Source organism: Gordonia sp. NPDC003424, from assembly GCF_053588655.1.
Genome location: NZ_JBSFQJ010000006.1, coordinates 180,146 through 200,774, shown reverse-complemented (window position 1 = coordinate 200,774; position 20,629 = coordinate 180,146). Strand labels below are relative to the sequence as shown.

Here is a 20,629-nt window from a genome sequence, read left to right as displayed (position 1 = left end):
GCCTGTAGTTCTTCCCCCCGAAATGCGTTGTTCCGCCCCGTGCACGGGGCGGAAGAACACAAACGAGGGGGAAGAACGCTGCGGGCGACCACAACTCAGGTGTTGAAGTACTTGGCCTCCGGATGGTGCAGCACGAACGCGTCGGTCGACTGCTCAGGGTGCAGCTGCAGCTCCTCGGACAGCACCACACCGATCCGCTCGGGCTCGAGCAACGCCATCATCTTCGCCCGGTCCTCGAGATCCGGGCAGGCGCCGTAGCCGAACGAGAACCGTGCGCCGCGATACTCCAGATCGAAGAAGCCCTGCGCGTTCGCCGGGTCCTCTCCCGCGAAAGATGTTCCGGAGACGGTCAATTCACCGCGGACACGCTGATGCCAGTACTCGGCCAGCGCCTCGGTGAGCTGCACGCCGATGCCGTGCACCTCGAGATAGTCGCGGTAGGCGTCCTCGGCGAACAGCGTGTTGGCGAAGTCGGCGATCGGCTGCCCCATCGTCACCAACTGGAACGGCAGCACATCGACGTGGCCGGCCTCCCGGGCCGCCTCCCGGGAGGTGATGAAGTCGGCGATGCACAGGAACCGTGGGCGCTGCTGACGCGGGAAGCCAAAGCTGTAGCGCACCTGCGCATCCGGGTGCGGCTCGGCCAGGACGTGCACCGTGTCACCGTCGCTGACGGCCGGGAAGTACCCGTAGACGACCGCGGCATGCTGCAGGATGCCCTCGGTGGACAACCGGTCGATCCAGTACCGCAGCCGCGGGCGGCCTTCGGATTCGACGAGGTCGTCGTACGACGGCCCCTCACCGCCACGCGCCCCGCGCAGACCCCACTGACCGAGGAACAGCGCGCGCTCGTCGAGCAGCTGCATGTAGTCGTGCACGGGGACGCCCTTGACGATTCGGGTTCCCCAGAACGGCGGTGTCGGAATCTCGTTGTCGGAGGCCACATCCGAACGTGCCGGCACCTCGACCGGGGTCTCGGCGGCCTTCCGCTTCTCGGCGATTCGCTTCGACCGTTCGTGCCGCGCCTTGCGTTCGGCCGCTTTCTCCTTGGCGGCCAACGCCTCCGGACTGTCGGGATCGGGGCCCTCGCCGCGCTTGGTGGCCATGATCTCGTCCATCAGCCGGAGGCCCTCGAAGGCGTCACGCGCGTAATGGACGTCGCCGTCGTAGGTTTCGGTGAGGTCGTTCTCCACATAGGAACGCGTCAGTGCGGCACCGCCGAGCAGCACCGGATAACTGTTCGCGGCCCCGCGTGCGTTGATCTCCTCGAGGTTCTCCTTCATCACCACGGTCGACTTCACCAACAGGCCGGACATGCCGATGACGTCGGCCTTCTTGTCCTCGGCCGCTTCGAGAATCGTGTTGATCGGCTGCTTGATGCCGAGGTTGACGACCTCATATCCGTTGTTGGACAAGATGATGTCGACGAGGTTCTTGCCGATGTCGTGGACGTCGCCCTTCACGGTGGCCAGGACGATCCGCCCCTTGCCGTCCTCGCCGGTCGACTCCATGTGTGGTTCGAGGTGCGCGACAGCGGTTTTCATCACCTCGGCGGATTGCAGCACGAACGGCAGCTGCATCTGGCCCGAACCGAACAGCTCGCCGACCGTCTTCATGCCGGACAGCAGTGTCTCGTTGATGATCTGCAGCGGCGGCACCTCGGTCATCGCCTGATCGAGATCGTCTTCGAGGCCGTTGCGTTCACCGTCGACGATGCGGCGCTCGAGCCGCTCGAACAGCGGTAGTTTCGCCAGCTCGGCGGCCCGCGACTCCCGTGCCGAGGCCGCCGAGACGCCCTCGAAGAGCTCCATCAGCTTCTGCAGCGGGTCGTACCCGTCTCGGCGACGGTCGTACACGAGGTCCAGCGCCACCTCACGCTGCTCGTCGGGAATCTTGTTCATCGGCAAGATCTTCGACGCGTGCACGATCGCCGTGTCCAGCCCGGCCTCCACGCACTCGTGGAGGAACACCGAGTTGAGCACCTGTCGCGCAGCCGCATTCAGGCCGAACGAGATGTTGGAGATACCGAGCGTGAAATGCACGTCCGGATGGGCCTCGTGCAGACGCCGGATCGCCTCGATGGTCTCGATGCCGTCGCGTCGCACCTCCTCCTGCCCGGTGGAGATCGGGAAGGTCAAGGCGTCGATGATGACGTCCTCTTCGGCCAGACCCCAGTTGCCGGTGATGTCGTCGATGAGCCGCTCGGCGATCCGCACCTTCCAGTCGGCGGTGCGTGCCTGCCCCTCCTCGTCGATGGTGAGCGCGACAACGGCGGCGCCGTGTTCGACGACGAGCCGCATGATGCGCGTGAACCGCGAGTCCGGCCCGTCGCCGTCCTCGTAGTTCACCGAGTTGACCGCGCACCGTCCGCCGAGTGCCTCCAGCCCGGCCCGGATGACGTCCGGCTCGGTGGAGTCGAGCATGATCGGCAGCGTCGACGACGTCGCGAAACGGCTGGCCAGCGCCGTCATGTCCGCGGCACCGTCACGGCCCACGTAGTCGACGTTGAGGTCGAGCATGTGCGCGCCGTCGCGGGTCTGGTCCTTGGCGATGTCCAGGCACTTCTGATAGTCCTCGGCGAGCATCGCCTCACGAAATGCCTTGGAGCCGTTGGAGTTGGTCCGCTCCCCGATCATCAGAATGCTGGCGTCCTGGTCGAACGGCACGGCGGTGTACAGCGACGACGTCTCCGAGACGTGCTCGGGTTGCCGGGTTGCCGGGATCAGTTCGGCGATGCGCTGCGCCACCTGCCGGATGTGTTCGGGGGTGGTGCCGCAGCAGCCGCCGACCATCGACAGTCCGTAGTCGGTGACGAAATCACCGAGTGCCGAAGCCAATTCGTCGGCCTGCAGTGGGTAGACGGCGCCGTTGGGTCCGAGCACCGGCAGGCCCGCGTTGGGCATCACCGAGACCGGGATGCGAGCGTGCTGCGACAGGTAGCGCAGGTGTTCGCTCATCTCGGCGGGCCCGGTCGCGCAGTTGAGGCCGATCAGGTCGACGCCCAGTGGCTCGATCGCGGCCAGCGCGGCACCGATCTCCGAGCCGAGCAGCATGGTGCCGGTGGTCTCTACGGTGACGTGACTGATGATCGGGATGTTGCGACCGAGATCGCTCATGGCCCGTCGGGCGGCCACCACCGCGGCCTTGACCTGCAGCAGGTCCTGCGAGGTCTCGATCAGGATGGCGTCCGCGCCACCGTCGAGCATGCCGGCGACGCACTCGTAGTACGCGTTCCGGATGACCTCGAAGGTGGTGTGCCCCAGGCTCGGCAGTTTCGTGCCGGGCCCGATCGAGCCGAGCACGAAACGAGGTGTGCCGTCGGACGACGGTCCCATCTCATCGGCGACGCCGCGTGCGATGCCGGTGCCCTTGTAGGAGAGTTCGCGGATGCGGTCGGCGATGTCGTAGTCACCGAGGTTCGACAGGTTGCATCCAAAGGTGTTGGTTTCCACGGCATCGGCGCCCGCCTCGAAGTAGGCGCGGTGGATGCCGGCGAGGATGTCGGGGCGAGTGTCGTTGAGGATCTCGTTGCAGCCCTCGAGACCGGCGAAGTCGTCGAGGGTGAGGTCGGCCGCCTGCAGCATCGTGCCCATCGCTCCGTCGCCGATCAGCACGCGACGCGACATCGCGGAGAGGAATGTCGTGTCGTAACGATCGGTGTCGGTGACGGAATCCGGCATGGTTGACAGCGTAGTTCGCCCTCTCTCGGGGTTCGGTCGTAGGCTTGTTCGGTGAACGCTGAGCAGATGTCGACCCTTCCCCAGCTGCGCAGGCCTATTCTGTTGGCCGCATTCGAGGGGTGGAACGACGCGGGCGATGCGGCGAGCGCCGCCGTCGAACATCTGGCGCTCACCTGGGACGCGGTGGCCCTGGCAGACATCGACTCCGACGACTACTACGACTTCCAGGTCAACCGGCCCACGGTGAAGCAGATCGACGGCGTGACGCGGCGGATCGACTGGCCCACCACGTCCATCTCCTACTGCACCCCCCATGGTGCGGACCGTGACATCGTACTCGTTCGGGGGATCGAACCGAACATGCGCTGGCGGGGATTCTGCGCCGAGATCGTGGACCTGGCCAAGGCGCTGGACGTCGAGACCTCGGTGATGCTGGGTGCGCTGCTGGCCGACACGCCGCACACCCGTCCGGTGCCGGTCACCGGGTCCGCCTACAGCAGCGAGGCCGCCGCCCGGTACAACCTCGCCGAGAGCCGTTACGAGGGTCCCACCGGGATCACCGGCGTACTCCAGGACCTCTTCGTGCAGGCCGGTTTCCCGGCGGTGTCGTTCTGGGCGGCGGTGCCGCACTACGTGTCCACCCCGCCGAATCCCAAGGCCACCGTCGCGCTGCTGCAGCGGGTCGAGGACGTGCTCGACCTCGAGGTGCCGCTGGGCACCCTGCCCGAGCAGGCCGAGGAGTGGGAGCGGGCGGTCACCGAGATGACCGAGGACGACGAGGAGATCGCCGACTACGTCCGGGGCCTCGAGGAACGCGGCGACGCCGAGCTCGACACCGACGAGGTGATGGCCAAGATCGACGGCGACGCACTGGCCGCCGAGTTCGAGCGCTACCTCAAGCGCCGCGGTCCGGGTGGGGGTCCGGGCGGTCCGGGCCGCGGGCCGTTCGGGGGCTGAGGGCGCCTACCCGATCCGCTCGATCGACACCACCGGCGTGGTGATGCGCCACGTCCGGACATCGGGGTCGTCGGCCGCGCGCACCCAGAACTGGGCGGATTCACCGACACGGCACGACTTCACGCCGAGCAGGGGGATGTCCTCGGAGTCGCGACGCAGGCGGCTGACCGTCCACTCCTCGCTGTCGTCGACGCCGACACCGGGCGCCCGGAGCAGGGTCATCTCGTCGAAGTCCAGCAGGTAGGTCGACGTGCGGGTCTGCACCGTCCACACACCGGTGGTGGTGTCGGGCTGGATCTCCTGCGTACGTGCCACGCGAGAACTGTACAAGAGGCCGCAGTAGCCCAGCGTATGTCTATTGGGCGTCGCCGAGACGGACGCCGAGGAGGGCGTCGACGGCACCCGCGACGGCGGCCGGAGCGCCGGCATCCTGGCCGATCCCCGACTCGACATCCGCGCACCAGCCGTCGACCGCCGCGAGCGCCTTGGGTGTGTCGAGATCGTCGGCGAGATGCTCCCGCACCCGTGCGATGACCGGCGCGGCGTCGGGTCCGGTTCCGGCGTGGGTGGCCGAACGCCACCGCGCCAGCCTCTCCTGAGCGGTCTCGAGGACGTCGTCGGTCCACATCCGGTCGGCACGGTAGTGGTCGGCGAGCAACCCGAGGCGGATCGCCGCCGGGTCGACGCCGGAAAGCCGGAGCTTCGAGACGAACACCAGGTTCCCGCGGCTCTTGGACATCTTCTCGCCGTCGAGGCCGACCATGCCGGTGTGCACGTAGTGCCGGGCAAACCGTCGGGAATCCGAGAGCGCTTCGCCGTGCGCGGCGGAGAACTCGTGGTGCGGGAAGATCAGGTCGTTGCCGCCGCCCTGGATGTCGAACTCGATGCCGAGACGGTTGATCGCGATCGCCGAGCACTCGATGTGCCAGCCGGGACGGCCGGGACCCTGCGGGGAGTCCCACGACGGTTCGCCCGGCCGCGCAGCACGCCACAGCACTGCATCGAGTGGGTCGCGTTTGCCGGGTCGGTCGGGGTCGCCGCCGCGTTCGGCGAAGAAGCGCTCCATCGTTGCCCGGTCGTAGTTCGACTCGTACCCGAACTGCTCGGTGGCGTCGGCACGGAAGTAGACGTCGGGGAACTCCGGGTCGTCGACCACATACGCGGCACCCGAAGCGAGCAGCTTGCCGACCATCTCGACGACCTCGCCGACGGATTCCATGGCCCCGATGTAGTCGCGCGGCGGGAGGACCCGCAGGGCGGTCATGTCGTCACGGAACAGCTGGATCTGTTCGGAACCGAGTTCCCGCCAGTCGACGCCGTCACGTTCGGCGCGCTCGAACAGCGGGTCGTCGACGTCGGTGATGTTCTGCACGTAGTGCACGGCATGCCCCTGGTCACGCAGCACCCGATTGACCAGATCGAAGGTGAGATAGGTGGCCGCATGCCCGAGATGGGTGGCGTCGTAGGGGGTGATGCCGCAGACGTACATCGTGGCGGTCGGCCCCGGCGAGACCGGTCGGACCGCCGCGTCGGCGGTGTCGTAGAGACGGAGGGCCGGTCCGGTGCCGGGTACATCGGGTAGTGCGGGTTCGGGCCACGACTGCATGCCCACCACTGTATGGCCCGATGATTTGTGCCAGAAATCGCGGTCAACCCCGGAGAATCGACGTCGAGGCACACGGGATGGACGGACATGCGCAAACTCATCGACGGGCTCGGACTCCTCGAGTCACCCCGCTGGCACGACGGCCGGCTGTGGTTCGCCGACTGGACGGCCGGCCGGATCCGCGTGCTCACCGAGGACGCCTCGGGCGCCGCGAGCGACGTGATCGTGGAACACGCCTCGCTGCCCCTGTGTTTCGACTTCAGTCCCGACGGGACGCTGCTGGTGGTGTCGGCGGCCACCCAGGCCCTGCTGAGATTCGACGGTGAACGGCTTGTCCCGTTCGCCGATCTCACCGAACTCTCGACGCTCGGGGCCAACGACATCGTCGTCGACGGCCGCGGCAACGCCTACGTGAACAGCCCGAACGCACCCTTCGGCGTCACCACCGAGCCCGGCGCGCCGGCCCCCGGCCGGATCGCGCTCGTCACGCCCGACGGTTCGGTGCGGGTGGTGGCTGACGATCTCGACTTCCCGAACGGCATGGCCGTCACCCCCGACAACGCCACGCTGATCGTCGCCGAGTCCTACCGCCGGCGGCTGACGGCGTTCGCGATACTCCCCGACGGCACGCTCGGCGGGCGCCGGGTCTTCGCGGACCTCCACGACGACCCACCGGACGGCATCACGATCGACGCCGACGGCGCGGTCTGGTACGCCGACGTGCCACACGGACACTGTGTCCGGGTCGGCGACGGGGGTGCCGTGCTCGATCGCATCACCGTCGACCGCGGTGCCTTCGCCTGCGTCCTCGGGGGCACCCCCGAGGGTCCGGAACTCTTCGTCGTCGGTGCCCGGTGGCCGGGCGCGTCCGGGCTGTCGGCGACCACCGACTGGGATGGCACGGTGTGGTCGACCCCGGTCGACCGGCCGCGGGCCGGCTGGCCCGGCAACTGACCGCGGCCGACGCCGATCAGAACGGCGGCCACGGAATCGGTCGGTGACCCGGCGGTTGCGGCATGGTCTCGCGGTCGACGAGGTCGGCGGCGCGCTGTGCGAGCGCGAGGATCTCGTCGTCGGTGATGTGGGTGGAGAGTTCGACCGTCAGCGGGTGATCGGCGGAGGTCAGATGCTCCACCAGATCGGCGAGGTCGTCCAGGAGGTGTCCGGGGACCTGCTCCCCCGCCCACCCCCACAGCACCGTCCGGAGCTTGTCGGAGGAGTGCAGGCAGATGCCGTGATCGACGCCGTACACACCGCCGTCGAGGCCTTCGAGGACATGGCCGCCCTTGCGGTCGGCGTTGTTGATGACGACGTCCAGCACGGCCATGCGCTGCAGCCGCGGATCGTCGGCGTGCACGAGGATGACCGGCGCGCCGACCGGATCCAGGGCGCGCAGGATCGCGCGGTAACCGGCGGGCACGGTGTCCGCCGGGCACAGGTCGACGAGATCCATCCGGTGTACGGGCAGGTCGGTGGCCGGCCCGGTCGGTGTGTCGGTGTTGTCGGAGGTGTCCACCCACCGCTGCACCATGCCGAGGCCCAGTGGCCCGTCGCGCAGCAGGGTCGTCGGGATGACCGACCAGCCGAGCGCCTCGGACACCAGGTACGACGCCACCTCACGTCCGGCGAGTGTGCCCTCCGGGAAATCCCACAGCGGCACCTCGCCCCGCACGGGCTTGTAGACACAGCGGATCTCGGTGTCGCCGAGCACGGCGTCGCAGACGAGGGTGGCGTTGCTGGCGGACGGGATGCGCCCCACGATGACCAGCTCCCCGGTGCGCAGCACGTCGAGGTCGTCGACATCGGACGCGGGCGGCTCGGGTAGCTGACTCACGTCGATCCCGGCACGTCAGTCATCTGCCGACGAATCCGGGTCGGCGTCGGGATCGTCGGACTCATCGGTCTCCAGATAGCCGGCATCGTCGGTGATCTGCAGATTGCGGAACACCTCGGGATCGACGAAGTCCAGTGACTTGCTCAGCTCGGCGTCGCGTTTGTAGCCGTTGGTCCGCACGCACAGGTGCCCGTCGGGGTCGAGCGGTTCGTGGCACAGCGGACAGGGCTGCCGGCCGGCCGAGATCACCCTGGTCGAGCGCGCCGCGAACTCACGCGCCGCGAGAGTGGTGAGGAAGACCCGCACGGCGTCGGGACCCTCGTCGGTGTCGTCGAGGACGACACTCTCGTCGAACTCTCCTTCGGTGACCGCCAGCAGTTCCACGACGACGGCCTGGGACTCGGCATCCCAGCCGAGCCCCATCGTGCCCACCCGGAACTCGGCGTCGACAGGCATGACCAGCGGACTGAGGTCTCCGATGCGATCGTCGTCGGGCGGGATCGGGGTGCCGAAACGCCGATGGATCTCCTCGAGCAGTGCCCCGATCCGGTCCGCCAGGATGGCCACCTGCTGCTTCTCCAGCAGTACGCTGACGATCCGCGACTCGTGCACGGCCTGGAGGTAGAACGTGCGGTCGCCCGGCTGGCCGACGGTACCGGCGATGAACCGGTCCGGGCTGCGGAACACGTGTATCGCGCGAGCCATCACACCTCCTTGTTGGTGTCGTCCATTATCCGCGTGCCACCGGCGTGGGCGCAGCGGTCGGCTCCGGTTCACGTCCGTCGACGCCGGTCGAACCACCGACGACCGCGTCGTCGTCGGCGGACTCCGCAGCCTTCTCTTTGGTGCGCGGCGGCACCGACAACACCGCGGTGCTGTTGACGGTGTGCACGTACGGCCTCGTGGCGCTGTATCGGATGACGCTGATCGAGGCGGGTTCGACGACGATGCGCTGAAACGCATCGAGATGCATCCCCATCGCGTCGGCGATCACCGACTTGATCACGTCGCCGTGCGAGCAGGCCAACCACACCCCGCTGCCGTCGGGGCCCCCGTAGGTGCGATCGAGTTCGCGCACCGCGGCCACCGCCCGGGCCTGGACGCCCGCGAGGCCTTCCCCGTCGGGGAACACCGCCGCCGACGGATGCAGCTGCACCGTCTTCCACAGCGGTTCCTTGACCAGGTCCTTGATCGGCCGATTCGTCCAGCTGCCGTAGTCGACCTCGGCGAGCGCGTCCACGACGATCTCCGGGACGTCACGATCGGGGTCGGCATCGAGTGCGCTGACCAGTGGGGCGACGGTCTGCGCACAGCGTTCCAGCGGCGATCGGGCCACCGCCGAGATCTCGGCCAGGCACGTGCCGAGCCGGTCGAGGAGCGCCGTCGCCTGTTCGCGGCCCTTGTCGTCGAGCGAGACACCCGGTGTCCGTCCGGCGAGCACGCCGGACGTGTTGGCCACCGAGCGCCCGTGGCGCACCAGGATCACGGTCATGGCACAACCTTAGTGGTGCCCACCGTCAACCTGTCGGACCGTCAGGTGGCGCTGATGACGCCGGTCGCCAGCAATCCCATCAGCACCAGCCCCACGACCACCCGGTAGGCGCCGAACCAGTTCATCGAGTGGGTGCTGACGAACCGCAGCAGCCAGGCGATCGACGCGTATCCGACGACGAACGCGACCAGCGTCGCGACCAGCAGCTGCGGGCCGGTGGCCTCCATGCCTTCGCCGCTCGGATGGAAGGCATCGGGCAGGCTGAACAGCCCCGACGCGGTCACCGCGGGGATGGCGAGAAGGAACGAGAACCGGAACGACGCCTCACGCTCCAACCCGAGGAACAGACCGGCGCTGGCGGTGGCGCCGGAACGCGAGACGCCGGGGATGAGCGCCAGACACTGCGCGGTGCCCATGACCAGTCCGTCCCGCAGGGTCAGCTGCTCGAGCGAGCGGTTCTTCCGGCCGTAGCGTTCGGCGAGCCAGATCACCCCGGCGAACAGGATGAGCACGGTCGCCACCAGCCACAGGTTTCGGCCGGTGGTGCGGATCTGGTCCTTGAACAGGTAGCCGAGCACGCCGATCGGGATCGTCGCGAAGATCACGTACCACCCGACCCGATAGTCCAGGCCGCGCGCGTCGCGATTGCCCAGGCCCCGGAACCAGGCCGCGACGATCCGCACGATGTCGCGGGCGAAGAAGACCAGCACCGCGGCCTCGGTCCCGAGCTGGCTGACCGCGGTGAACGAGGCGCCGGCGTCCTCGCCGAACATGATCTCCGACGCGATGCGCAGGTGGCCCGACGACGAGATGGGCAGGAACTCGGTGATCCCCTGCAGCGCGCCGAGCACGATCGCCTGGGTCCACGTCATGGTGTCACTCACGGCGGGGATGCTACGTGGTGAACGCGACGACCGTACGACCCCGATCGTGTCGGGGTGCCCGCGTGCCGCAAGATGGGACCATGCCAGTCCCGAGATCACTGCCGAGGACGGCCGCGCTGGCGGTAAGCGTCGTCACAGCCGTCGGCGTTCTCGCCGGATGTGGCTCCTCGGATTCGTCGTCGACCCCCGATGTGCCCACCGTCCCACCGGCTTCCGCAGCCCAGGCTCCGCCCGGACCGGCCGCACAACCCGCCGGCACGGTCATCCCGACGGCTGCCGATGGCCGTGCGCTCGCGGTCGACGACGGCATCGTCGCCGTGCTCGACGCATCGGGCACCACCGTCGCGCGCTACGGGCCCGGATCGTTCAGCGCCCCGCCGCAACGGTCGACGACGCCCCCACTGACGACGATCATCGGCGCCGGCGACGGCACCTTCCTCGGCGTCGGACCCGACGTCATCGCCCGGATCGACCGCGCCGGAGCGGTGACCACCACCGCCACGTCGGTGTCCGATCCGAGCGCGCTCGCCCAGACCGCATCCGGACAGGTGGTGGTCGGTACCGCCAACGGTCACCTGATCGTGTTCGACCGCACCCTCAAGCCCGGCCGGGACATCGACGGCTTCGTCGGCGTCGACGACATCACCGTCTCCCCGCGCGGCGCGGATCTTCCCTCCGAGCAGGTCGTCGTGCTCGACCGCGCGCAGTCGTCGGTGACCCCGGTGAACCTCGACGACGGCACGCTCGGGCCGGCGCTACGGGCCGGCAACGGCGCCACCAACTCCACGGTCGACCGGTACGGGCGGGTGCTGGTCGCCAACACCCGCGACAACGAGTTCATCGGGTTCTTCGGGTCGCCGCTGGTCATGCGGTTCCGCTACCCGGTGCCATCGGGTCCGTACGCCGTAGACTACGACGACACGCGCAACCTGGCGTGGGTGTCGACAACGGCGAACAACGAGGTGGTGGCCTATGACCTGTCCGGTGGCGAACCCGTGGCCCGGCATCGGTTCGGCGCGGTCGCACAACCGGACCGGATCGCCGTCGACGACGCCTCCGGCACGGTCTTCGTCCTCTCCGCACGTGGTGGACTGCAGATCGCCCCGGCCAATGCCGTCGACTGACCGGCCATGCACCGACCTGCCGTCGACCGATCGGCGTCCACACAGGACGGTCGCCGATGTCCGTTAACGCCCGCTTCGGTGCACGCTATCCGCGCGGCTGGGAGGTGAGCACCGAGGATCACGAATGCCTGCTGCTCAACCTGCCACCCGACGTCACCAGGGTGACCGCGTCCATGCGCCTGTCGATCGAGGCGGAATTCGGCGGGTGGGAACTCAAGCGGGTGCGGCTGTACTCCGACGGCACCCGAAAGGTCTTGCTGCGTCGCAAGAAGCCACCGCGCGGCGCTCAATCGCCGGGCGCCCGACCACAACCGGGAGCCGCCGCATGCTGATCCGGATCAACCACGTGCTGTATCCGATCCTGTTGCGGTTGATGTTCCTACTCTCCCCCGAACGCATCCACGCGATCGCTGCCGCCGCGCTGAGATTCACCGGAAACACCCCGGGCACACGGCAACTCGCCGCGAAGGTGCTCGCCGGCCACGACCCGGTGTTGCGGCAGACGGTGTTCGGTGTCGACTTCCCCGCGCCGCTGGGCCTCGCCGCCGGCTTCGACAAATCCGCATCGGCGGTGAATGCCTGGGGCCAAATCGGTTTCGGTTACGCTGAGATCGGCACCATCACCGGCCAGGCGCAGCCGGGGAATCCCGCGCCCCGACTCTTCCGGCTGCCCGCCGACCACGCGCTGATCAACCGGATGGGCTTCAACAATCCCGGTGCCACCGTCGCGGCCGAGCACCTCGCCGCGCCGCGGCCGGGCCCGGTGCAGGTGCCGATCGGGGCGAACATCGGCAAGACCAAGGTGGTGCCGGTTGACGACGCCGTCGACGACTACCGTTTCAGCGCACGGGTTCTCGGCCCTTTCTGCGACTTCATGGTGGTCAACGTCAGCTCCCCCAACACGCCGGGACTGCGCGACCTGCAGGCCGTCGACTCGCTGCGACCCATCCTCGCCGCGGTCCAGGCCGAGGTGAAAGTGCCTGTGCTGGTGAAGATCGCCCCCGACCTCGCCGACGACGACATCGACGCGGTCGCCGATCTCGCCGTCGAACTCGGACTGGCCGGCATCGTCGCCACCAACACCACCATCAGCCGGGACGGTCTGCGCACACCGGCCGACGAGGTGGCTGCGCTCGGCGCCGGCGGGTTGTCCGGTGCACCACTCGCGGACCGCTCGCTGGAGGTGTTGCGCCGCTTGCACTCCCGCGTCGGCGGCCAGGTCACGCTGATCTGCGCGGGCGGCATCGAGACCGTCGAGCAGGCCTGGGAACGCATCTGCGCCGGCGCCAGTCTGCTGCAGGGATATACGCCGTTCATCTACGGCGGACCGTTGTGGGTCAAGGAGATCCACGACGGCCTCGCCGCCCGGGTGCGTGCCGCCGGCTACGCCGATATCAGCGAGGCGGTCGGTTCGGCGGCGAATCCGTAGCAATAAGTCGCGTGTGGCGCGGCTTATTGCCACGGATCCGGCAGGCGATGACGGATCAGACGTTTTCTGACGGCTGTTCGTAGGTACCGGTGATCGTCGCCCGCGCGATGGCGTGGGAGAACAGGTTGAAACCGAGGTAGGCCGGGGTGGCACCGTCGGGCAGACCGAGCGATTCGACGTCGACCGCGTGCACCACCACAAAATACCGGTGCGGGCCGTGGCCGGGCGGCGGCGCGGCGCCGACGAACCGCTTCAGCCCGGCGTCATTGGCCAGGGTGACCGCGCCGTCGGGCAGACCGCTGCCGGTCTCGTCGCCCGCGCCCTCAGCCAGCGACGTCACCGACGCCGGGATGTCGGCGACGGCCCAGTGCCAGAACCCGGATGCCGTCGGGGCGTCGGGGTCGTAGACGGTGACCGCGAAACTCTTGGTCTCCGAGGGGAATCCGGACCAGCTCAGCTGAGGGGACAGATCCTCGCCACCTGCGCCCATGAGACCGCTGACCTGCTCATTGCGCAGCGACGCACCGTCGGTGACGTTCTCGGAGGTCAGCGTGAACCCGGGCAGATCGGGCAGCGGCTCGTAGGGGTTGAACGACGACGGCATCGAATCACCTTTCTCGGATCAAGCTCGGGACCAACGGATAATCCACTGGCATCCATCTAACTAGCTGTGCAGCAGGAAGTGTTCGAGAACCCGTGTTCCGAACACCACCGCGTCCACCGGGACGCGTTCGTCGACACCGTGGAACAGCGCAGCGAAATCGAGCTCCGGCGGCAACTGCAACGGGGCGAACCCGAAGCAGCGGATGCCCAGCTTGGCGAACGCCTTGGCGTCGGTGCCGCCCGACAGCATGTACGGCACGGTCTTGCCGTCGGGGTCGAACTCGAGGATCGCGTCGTTCATCGCGTCGACGAGGCGCCCGTCGAACGTCGTCTCGTAGGAGTCGAGGTGGGTGATCCACTCGCGGGTGACGTTGGGTCCGATCAGCTCGTCGATCTCCTTCTCGAAGGCGGCCTGCCGGCCCGGCAGCACCCTGCAGTCGACGACGGCCTCCGCCTTCTGCGGGATCACGTTGGCCTTGTACCCCGCCTTGAGCATCGTCGGGTTCGCGGTGTCGCGGAGGGTGGCGCCGATGATGCGGGCGAGGTTGCCGAGCTTGAACAGGGTGGTGTCCAGGTCGGGTGCGTCCGGCCGCAGGTCCAGGCCGGTCTCCGCGGACACCTCGGCGAGGAACTCGGCGACCGAATCGGTAATCACCAAGGGGAAGGTGTGGCGGCCGATGCGGGCGACCGCCTCGGCGACCTCGGTGACGGCGTTGTCGGTGTGCAGGAACGATCCGTGGCCGGCGGTCGCGTCGGCCGTCAGTCGCATCCATGCGAGACCCTTTTCGGCGGTCTCCACGAGATACAGACGCCGCTGGGTACCGTCGGGCCGATCGACGGTGAGGGAGAATCCGCCGACCTCGCCGACGGCCTCGGTGACGCCGTCGAACAGCTCGGGCCGGTGCTCAACCAGCCAGTGCGACCCCCAGGTCCCGCCGGCCTCCTCGTCGGCCAGGAACGCGAACACGATCTCCCGCGGCGGGACGGTGCCATCGCGCTGGAACTGTCGGGCCAGCGCGAGCGCCATCCCGACCATGTCCTTCATGTCGACGGCCCCGCGTCCCCAGATGTAGCCGTCGGAGACCGACCCGGAGAACGGGTGCACACTCCAGTCGGTCGGTTCGGCCGGGACGACGTCGAGGTGGCTGTGCAGCAGCAACGCACCGTGCTCGGCGTCGGGTGGGCCGGGCAGCCGGGCGAACACGTTCCCCCGCCCCTCACGGCCGGATTCGACGTACACGGTGGTGTAGCCGACCTCCTCGAGGAGTTGCGCGACCCATTTGGCGCACTCCTCCTCACCCTTGGTGGTTTCCGGTTCGCCGGTGTTGCTGGTGTCGAACTGGATCAACCGGCTGACGAGATCGACAACTTCGTCGACGGCCCGCGGACTGGAAGGCACAGGAGTCACCCCTCACTCCTACGGGATTTGGGATAGACGGGCAACCTCGGTTATGGTTGTGCGCGCTACAGCGAGTCCGAGTGGCGGAATGGCAGACGCGCTAGCTTGAGGTGCTAGTGCCCTATTAACGGGCGTGGGGGTTCAAGTCCCCCCTCGGACACCAGCAAAAAGCCCCGACCAGACGGTCGGGGCTTTTTCACATTCCGATCCCGACAATGGATACTTCTTCAGTGCCGTACGGGGACGACTGGACGCCGGTGGAGGAGCTGATCCCCGCCGGGCTCCGCACCTACCTCGACCGTTTCGACCGGCTCAATCCACTGCAGGCGGCAGCCGTGCCCGCGGTCCTGCGCACCGACCGCCACCTGATGGTGGTGGCGCCGACCAGCTCCGGCAAGACCCTCGTCGGCGAGGTCGCCGCGCTGCGCTCGATCGTGCTGGAGCGCAAGCCGGCCGTCTGGCTGCTGCCGGCGCGGGCCCTGGCCGCCGAGATCGCCACGACCACCGCGCGGTGGCGAGAGCACGGCATCTCCTCGCTCGAGCTGACCGGTGAGACCAACATGTCCAGCGCGCACATCCGTCGCGCGCAACTGTGGGTGGCGACCACCGAGAAGTTCGAGGCGCTCTATCGGCGGTCGTCGCTCCGCGAGCACCTGGACTCCGTCGGATGCCTGATCGTGGACGAGGTACATCTCGTCGGCGACGTCGAGCGGGGCGCGACCCTGGAGTCGCTGATCGCCCGTCTGCGGTCGGATCAGGGCCGCACGCGGATCGTCGCGTTGTCCGCGACCGCGTCCAACGCCGCCGAGCTGGCCACCTGGTTCAACGCCCAGCTGATCCGAACCGATTGGCGGCCAACAGTTCTCACCACCGAGGTGGTGCCGTTCGACGACGGGAACAGCAAATCGGACTACGAGGCCGAACAGGAAGGCAAGGACCGGGCGCTGCAGCGGCTCGTCCGCGGCATCGACGACACCGGCAGCCTGCTGGTCTTCTGCGGCAGCAAACTCGCCGTCCGGCGCACCGCGGCGTTGCTCGCCGGAATCGGATTCCACCGCGACGATGACGAGCAGCGGCTCGCCGAGCAGGCATTCGCCGCGGGGGTCGGCATGCACTACCGCGACGCCCCGCAGGCCACCCGTGCGCTCCGATCGTTCAACGCCCGACAGATCCCCACACTGGTGGCGACCACGGGACTCTCGACCGGAGTGAACACGCCGGCCCGCATCGTCGTCATCCGCGACCTCGTGCTGGGCCTCGACACCCCGCTCGAGGTCAGCCAGGCACAGCAGATGCTGGGCCGAGCGGGCCGCGCCGGTCAGGAGACCCACGGATACGGCTATGTCCTCGTCCCGCGCCAACGCGAGGCGGAATGGCGGGCCAAGCTCGACATCGGGTACACCGTCCGCAGCCAGGTCCGCGGACATCTCGCCGACGTCCTGCTCGCCGAGATCCTGCTGGGTTCGATCACCGGCCGCGACAGCGCGGCGGCCTGGTTCCGCGGCACCTTCGCCTACGCACAGACCAAGAAGGACACCGACGTCGGTGCCGCAGTCAACCTTCTCCTCAAGCGCGGGCTGGTGGCCGACACCGACGGCGAACTCACGGTCACCGAGATCGGCGCCCTGACCACCCGACTGATGATCGACGCCGCGTCGGCGGGCGGTCTGCGACGGGCGCTCGCGTCGCCGGAGCGGCCCGTCGACGCCGACGACGCCGAACGGATCGTCCTCGAGATCGTGGTGAACAACGTTGCCGCACTCAGTGATTGGCCGGTCAATCCGCGGCTGTACGAGCCCTGGGCGGATGACGTCCTGGACACGTACAAGGCGATGGCCGGATCGTTCGACGACGAGTTCGGTCCGTCCTTCGCCCTGGCCGCAGCACTCGCGGCCCTGCGGGATCCGGCCCGTATCGGACGCAACCTGCCGCGCGGCGCGACGTCCGCCGAGATCCGCCGGGTCATCGACACCCTCCCCCGATATCTGTCGTGGGCCGCCGCACTGGGCTACCTGGGCGAGGGCGACTGGGTGCCCGCGGTCGCCGGTGATCTCGCCCGCCGACTGACCTGGTGGCACCTGACGCCACACCCCGAACGTGGCACCGGTCGGCTGCTGTGGTTCCTCGAACGCCTCCTCGAACCGGAGAACCGGCGCACCCGGATGCCCGACCTCTACCGGCGCGCCCGCCGCGCCGGTTTCACCACGCCCGACGGCATCAACCGCAGCCCACGTGGCGTCGACGTGTCACCGGAGCAGTTCGACGTCGTCGCGTACGGCCGCGCGACCCTCGGCATCGAACCGCCGGACGGACTGACGCTGGAACATCACGCGTCGCCCGTCGAGGGACGGCTGACCGTGCTCACCCGGGTTGGATCGCACCGGGAGCGGTCGACGGCGCGGCCGGCACCGCCCTCCCTGGTGCTGCCCCACCCGGACACCGGGACGCACGAGACCGAATTGTCGGCGGATGTCTTCTTGTTCACCCGCGATGGTGACGTCGCCTACCAGAATCTGGTCACCGACGTCCCGGACGCCCGGCGGCCCGAGCAGACGGACCCGGTCGAGGATGCGCGCGAGGTGCTCGCCCACCTCGACCTGACGCCGCAACCGGCACCTGCCGGGCAACGACGCCGGTCCGGGCACCGTGGGCAGACCCTGGCCGAACTGCTCCCGCAGGCGGCCCCCGATCCGCAGCTCGCCGAGGTGGCCGCCATGCTCGCGCCCCGCAACCGCGACCCGGTCGCGCGGGCGGGCGCATTGCGGACCAACCTCCGACGCCTGCTTCCGGTGACGCCGGCGACCGCCGCCGGACCTCCGAATCCCCCGGCCACCGTGTTTCTCGAGGGCACGGCGACCGCCAAGGAGTTCGAGTGCGTATTCCTCTCGCTCGCAGCGCTTCTCAAACTCCGTGTGGGTGCCGCGACGACCGTCGACGGCCGGCTCGTATCGCTGCTGCACATCAGCCGCAAGTGGTATCGCGCGACGCCACTGCCGTCTGCGGAGACCGCCCTCAAACCACTGGACCCGCCTACCGTCCCGCGCGGGTTGACACCTCTACCGGGAGTCGAATTCGATGATGCCGCAGGCGGTCCCGGGTTTTCCTGGATGGCGGACTTCACGCCCGTGGGCTGATCGGGACATCGGCCTCCGGGACCGAGCGGGACACCCCGTGGAGGCAATTCCGGCGCCCACGACCCACAGGTCTTCCTCGACGAGTTCACCCGGCGGGTGTGGCGCTCGCGTTTTGCGCCGAGCGCGTGTGCCCGGCGGGTCTGCACCGCAAGGTCCGCGCAGAGGTCGGCCGGTTTCTCGCCGGTTGATTCCGTCACGTCGATCGTCAGTCGACTGGGACGATGGTGGTGTCGATTGCTTCGGCGACATGTTCGGTGTGGGCGACGGGGCGTCCGATGACGAGGCCGACAGCGGCGGCCACCGGCACGCTGGCGATCAGCGTCCACATGAGGGTTCCGCTGCTGCCGATGAGCGATTCGAAGTTGCGCTCCTCGTCTACGCCACGCTCGACGGCCTCGTCCTCTACCAGGTGGTTCTCGGCGACGCCGTGGCCACCGAGACATCCCTTGCACGACTTCGGCAGATGCTCTCCCGGGAACGCTGAGCCCGACACCTGCTCATCACTGGTCCCCCTGTTCCCGTCTCCGCCGGTTGCGCTCCCGTTCTCGTTGTCTGCGGACATGTTTGGACGCCACCCGACTCTGCGAGCGGGTGGGCGGTTGCGGCGTGTCCGGGTGCGGGGCCGCGGAGTCCGATCCGCTGTCGGCGGGTGGACGTTTGAACCGGATGCGGCGGAGCCCGGGGAGGAGTTGTTCGAGGTTCTCCGGATCTCCGGGGATCACCAGGCCCTCGGGGGTGATGAACTCCTGGCGCAGGCGGCCGGTGTCGGGCTCGCGGTATTGCTCGTCGACCCACCGGCCGAAGGTCTTCACCAGGTGACCGAACCGGCCCTTGGCATTCAGGTTCACCTCGGTGGTCTGACCGCCCGTGGCGGGGTCGGCATGGTCGAACTCTCGCACGTGATCGAGATCGGAGTCGAACGACGAGGTGGTGTCGCCCGGGATCACGCTGTAGCCGTCGCGGATGCGCACGAAGGTGTCCAGCGCGGTCGACGGCCGATACGGGTTCGACGGTGAGTATGCCGGCACCGTGTACGTGCCGTCGGGGTTCATCGGTGTGCCCCTTGGTACCACCGGGCGGATCACCGCGTCCGGGCGCGTGGCCAGATCGCGAACGTGCTCATCAGAGATCACGCCGTGACCGGCGATGAATCCCGCATTCCGGGCGGTCCCGTTGACGGTGCCCTCATCGGCCACCACATGAATGACCACCGAGGAACCCGGCGGGGTGACACCCGGTTCGGGGATCTGCGCGTCACACTCGTCGCTCCCGCACAGGCACTCGAACGGGTTGCCGGTCAGCGAAGCGAAAGCGGCGTCGGAGAGACGCTGCGGCAGGGTGCGTGGGTCCTTCTCGCACACGGTGTTTGCGAGGGCGTGCACCGCGGCGTCGGCGATCTGCGCGTTCTCCGCGGTCATGGTGGCCGACACCTGCGCCATCCCGTCATCGGTGGCTCTCGTCCAGAATCGGCGCGCATCCTTGGCGCGTCGGCGCGCTTCGCGCACCGCGTCGGGGTCGTGACGGAACACGATGCGGTCGACCATCATCTGCAGGCGATGCACCGACCAGGCACCGGCGTGGAGGTCGAGTTCGGCGGCGATGTCGGCATCCACATCGGCGGCGCAGTCCTGTCCGTCGATGAGGTCGGTGCGGGAGATGATCTTCTTGACCGCGTCGACGGTGATCTGGCCGTACTTCAGCCGAAGCGACACCTGCGGGAGGCGGTCGCGCAACGACACCGCCCGGTGCAGCTGCTTTTCGGCCTCGGACTGGGAGATGCTCAAGGCGATCGCGACTCGGGCGGCGCAGTCGGCGAACCCGTCCTTGAGAAGCAGGTCATCCTCCCGCGGCTGATCGCCGACGAGGCGGGCGTGCATTTCGGCGGCGATCTGATACTCGTGCCAGGCGAGGTAGGAGTGGCCGCGCTGACTCGACACCAGACCACCGACGAGTTCGTTGGTGCTGACCTCGGCATCCGGATCACCGATGTCCTCGGCGTGCACCCGACCGGTGTAGCTGCGCGGCAAGTCCGGCCATGGTGACGGCACCCGCCACCACGACGCCAACGACTCGACCGCCACGACCAGACACCTTTCAGACACACTCGGACACGGGCGGATCGGCGAGCCCACATCAAGTTGCCTTCAACGACCAAGACACACAGCGGCTTTGGTCAGCGTCATCGTTGTTTCGATCCGGTATGACCACTGTAGAACACCCCACCGACAGAACGGGTCGGTGTGCGGATGCCTGGTTTCGACACGCCCCTCGTTCCTCGGGGCTGCTCAACCAGCGGGGCCAGACACCCCTCGTTCCTCGGGGCTGCTCAACCAGCGGGACCACACGCCCCTCGTTCCTCGGGGCTGCTCAACCAGCGGGGCCAGACACCCCGCGGCCCTCGGGGCTGTTCAATCGGCGGGACGACATACCCTTCGTTCCTAGGGGCCGCTCAACCAGCGGCACCCCACGCCCGCGTTCCTCGGGGCC

The 20,629-nt window shown here is 68.5% G+C and carries 17 protein-coding genes and 1 tRNA gene; 7 read left to right on the top strand and 11 right to left on the bottom strand.

Annotated features, from left to right (window positions below; genetic code table 11):
- Window positions 1-95: 95 nt before the first annotated feature.
- Window positions 96-3,680, bottom strand: coding sequence for a methionine synthase (gene metH, locus ACWDTI_RS11575; RefSeq protein WP_449738215.1), 3,585 nt, complete (start codon window positions 3,678-3,680; stop codon window positions 96-98).
- 51 nt (window positions 3,681-3,731) lie between these two features.
- On the opposite strand from metH, the gene ACWDTI_RS11570 reads away from it, so the two are divergent.
- The gene (locus ACWDTI_RS11570) at window positions 3,732-4,637 is read left to right on the top strand and encodes a PAC2 family protein (protein ID WP_449738214.1); all 906 of its coding nucleotides are present in this window, start codon (window positions 3,732-3,734) and stop codon (window positions 4,635-4,637) included.
- 6 nt (window positions 4,638-4,643) lie between these two features.
- Here the strand turns inward: ACWDTI_RS11570 and ACWDTI_RS11565 are convergent, their stop codons facing one another.
- Together ACWDTI_RS11565 and mshC are read right to left on the bottom strand one after the other, a co-directional pair.
- Window positions 4,644-4,952 carry a hypothetical protein gene (locus ACWDTI_RS11565; protein ID WP_449738213.1) on the bottom strand — a complete coding sequence of 103 codons (309 nt, stop codon included), beginning with the start codon at window positions 4,950-4,952 and terminating at the stop codon, window positions 4,644-4,646.
- A 40-nt stretch (window positions 4,953-4,992) separates the two neighbouring features.
- The gene (mshC, locus tag ACWDTI_RS11560) at window positions 4,993-6,243 is read right to left on the bottom strand and encodes a cysteine--1-D-myo-inosityl 2-amino-2-deoxy-alpha-D-glucopyranoside ligase (protein WP_449738212.1); all 1,251 of its coding nucleotides are present in this window, start codon (window positions 6,241-6,243) and stop codon (window positions 4,993-4,995) included.
- An 87-nt stretch (window positions 6,244-6,330) separates the two neighbouring features.
- Between mshC and ACWDTI_RS11555 the strand changes: the two genes are divergently transcribed.
- Window positions 6,331-7,197: an SMP-30/gluconolactonase/LRE family protein gene (locus tag ACWDTI_RS11555; RefSeq protein WP_449738211.1), complete on the top strand. Its 867-nt coding sequence runs from the start codon at window positions 6,331-6,333 to the stop codon at window positions 7,195-7,197.
- A 16-nt stretch (window positions 7,198-7,213) separates the two neighbouring features.
- Here the strand turns inward: ACWDTI_RS11555 and ACWDTI_RS11550 are convergent, their stop codons facing one another.
- From ACWDTI_RS11550 to ACWDTI_RS11535, 4 genes are read right to left on the bottom strand one after another with little or no spacing between them, the layout of a single operon-like run.
- The gene (locus ACWDTI_RS11550) at window positions 7,214-8,077 is read right to left on the bottom strand and encodes an SCO1664 family protein (RefSeq protein WP_449738210.1); all 864 of its coding nucleotides are present in this window, start codon (window positions 8,075-8,077) and stop codon (window positions 7,214-7,216) included.
- Between the two features lie 15 nt (window positions 8,078-8,092).
- On the bottom strand, window positions 8,093-8,782 hold the full coding sequence (locus tag ACWDTI_RS11545) for a DUF3090 domain-containing protein (RefSeq protein WP_449738209.1): 690 nt from the start codon (window positions 8,780-8,782) through the stop codon (window positions 8,093-8,095).
- A gap of 25 nt (window positions 8,783-8,807) precedes the next feature.
- Complete coding sequence (locus ACWDTI_RS11540; RefSeq protein WP_449738208.1) at window positions 8,808-9,569, bottom strand: MSMEG_4193 family putative phosphomutase; 762 nt, start codon at window positions 9,567-9,569, stop codon at window positions 8,808-8,810.
- Window positions 9,570-9,610: 41 nt separating this feature from the next.
- A complete protein-coding gene (locus tag ACWDTI_RS11535; RefSeq protein WP_449738207.1) occupies window positions 9,611-10,453 on the bottom strand; it encodes an undecaprenyl-diphosphate phosphatase in 843 nt (280 codons plus the stop codon).
- A gap of 80 nt (window positions 10,454-10,533) precedes the next feature.
- Here ACWDTI_RS11535 and ACWDTI_RS11530 point away from each other — a divergent pair, with 80 nt between their 5' ends.
- The 3 genes from ACWDTI_RS11530 to ACWDTI_RS11520 are packed head-to-tail and all read left to right on the top strand — an operon-like array spanning window position 10,534 to window position 13,006.
- Window positions 10,534-11,577, top strand: coding sequence for a YncE family protein (locus ACWDTI_RS11530; RefSeq protein ID WP_449738206.1), 1,044 nt, complete (start codon window positions 10,534-10,536; stop codon window positions 11,575-11,577).
- A 56-nt stretch (window positions 11,578-11,633) separates the two neighbouring features.
- The gene (locus ACWDTI_RS11525; RefSeq protein WP_449738205.1) at window positions 11,634-11,909 is read left to right on the top strand and encodes a DUF5703 family protein; all 276 of its coding nucleotides are present in this window, start codon (window positions 11,634-11,636) and stop codon (window positions 11,907-11,909) included.
- Window positions 11,903-13,006 carry a quinone-dependent dihydroorotate dehydrogenase gene (locus ACWDTI_RS11520; RefSeq protein WP_449738204.1) on the top strand — a complete coding sequence of 368 codons (1,104 nt, stop codon included), beginning with the start codon at window positions 11,903-11,905 and terminating at the stop codon, window positions 13,004-13,006. The genes ACWDTI_RS11525 and ACWDTI_RS11520 overlap by 7 nt, the downstream gene beginning before the upstream one ends.
- A gap of 55 nt (window positions 13,007-13,061) precedes the next feature.
- On the opposite strand, the gene ACWDTI_RS11515 is transcribed toward ACWDTI_RS11520, so the two are convergent.
- Together ACWDTI_RS11515 and ACWDTI_RS11510 are read right to left on the bottom strand one after the other, a co-directional pair.
- Window positions 13,062-13,610, bottom strand: a complete 549-nt coding sequence (locus ACWDTI_RS11515; protein ID WP_449738203.1) for a YbhB/YbcL family Raf kinase inhibitor-like protein — start codon at window positions 13,608-13,610, stop codon at window positions 13,062-13,064.
- 60 nt (window positions 13,611-13,670) lie between these two features.
- The gene (locus tag ACWDTI_RS11510) at window positions 13,671-15,017 is read right to left on the bottom strand and encodes a M20/M25/M40 family metallo-hydrolase (protein ID WP_449738202.1); all 1,347 of its coding nucleotides are present in this window, start codon (window positions 15,015-15,017) and stop codon (window positions 13,671-13,673) included.
- Between the two features lie 65 nt (window positions 15,018-15,082).
- On the opposite strand from ACWDTI_RS11510, the gene ACWDTI_RS11505 reads away from it, so the two are divergent.
- Together ACWDTI_RS11505 and ACWDTI_RS11500 are read left to right on the top strand one after the other, a co-directional pair.
- Window positions 15,083-15,171 (top strand) — tRNA-Leu (locus ACWDTI_RS11505).
- A 52-nt stretch (window positions 15,172-15,223) separates the two neighbouring features.
- A complete protein-coding gene (locus tag ACWDTI_RS11500; RefSeq protein ID WP_449738201.1) occupies window positions 15,224-18,142 on the top strand; it encodes a DEAD/DEAH box helicase in 2,919 nt (972 codons plus the stop codon).
- Between the two features lie 205 nt (window positions 18,143-18,347).
- Here ACWDTI_RS11500 and ACWDTI_RS11495 read toward each other — a convergent pair whose 3' ends face one another.
- Window positions 18,348-18,635, bottom strand: coding sequence for a hypothetical protein (locus ACWDTI_RS11495; RefSeq protein ID WP_449738200.1), 288 nt, complete (start codon window positions 18,633-18,635; stop codon window positions 18,348-18,350).
- A 7-nt stretch (window positions 18,636-18,642) separates the two neighbouring features.
- A complete protein-coding gene (locus tag ACWDTI_RS11490) occupies window positions 18,643-20,223 on the bottom strand; it encodes a DUF222 domain-containing protein (RefSeq protein ID WP_449738199.1) in 1,581 nt (526 codons plus the stop codon).
- Window positions 20,224-20,629: the final 406 nt, after the last annotated feature.

What these genes read in the sequence shown, in the direction of transcription:
- ACWDTI_RS11525 (WP_449738205.1), top strand. Translation starts at nt 11,634, where the DNA reads ATGTCCGTTAACGCCCGCTTCGGTGCACGCTATCCGCGCGGCTGGGAG.
- ACWDTI_RS11555 (WP_449738211.1), top strand. Translation starts at nt 6,331, where the DNA reads ATGCGCAAACTCATCGACGGGCTCGGACTCCTCGAGTCACCCCGCTGG.
- mshC (WP_449738212.1), bottom strand. Translation starts at nt 6,243, where the DNA reads ATGCAGTCGTGGCCCGAACCCGCACTACCCGATGTACCCGGCACCGGA.
- ACWDTI_RS11530 (WP_449738206.1), top strand. Translation starts at nt 10,534, where the DNA reads ATGCCAGTCCCGAGATCACTGCCGAGGACGGCCGCGCTGGCGGTAAGC.
- ACWDTI_RS11515 (WP_449738203.1), bottom strand. Translation starts at nt 13,610, where the DNA reads ATGCCGTCGTCGTTCAACCCCTACGAGCCGCTGCCCGATCTGCCCGGG.
- ACWDTI_RS11520 (WP_449738204.1), top strand. Translation starts at nt 11,903, where the DNA reads ATGCTGATCCGGATCAACCACGTGCTGTATCCGATCCTGTTGCGGTTG.
- ACWDTI_RS11500 (WP_449738201.1), top strand. Translation starts at nt 15,224, where the DNA reads ATGGATACTTCTTCAGTGCCGTACGGGGACGACTGGACGCCGGTGGAG.
- ACWDTI_RS11545 (WP_449738209.1), bottom strand. Translation starts at nt 8,782, where the DNA reads ATGGCTCGCGCGATACACGTGTTCCGCAGCCCGGACCGGTTCATCGCC.
- ACWDTI_RS11540 (WP_449738208.1), bottom strand. Translation starts at nt 9,569, where the DNA reads ATGACCGTGATCCTGGTGCGCCACGGGCGCTCGGTGGCCAACACGTCC.
- metH (WP_449738215.1), bottom strand. Translation starts at nt 3,680, where the DNA reads ATGCCGGATTCCGTCACCGACACCGATCGTTACGACACGACATTCCTC.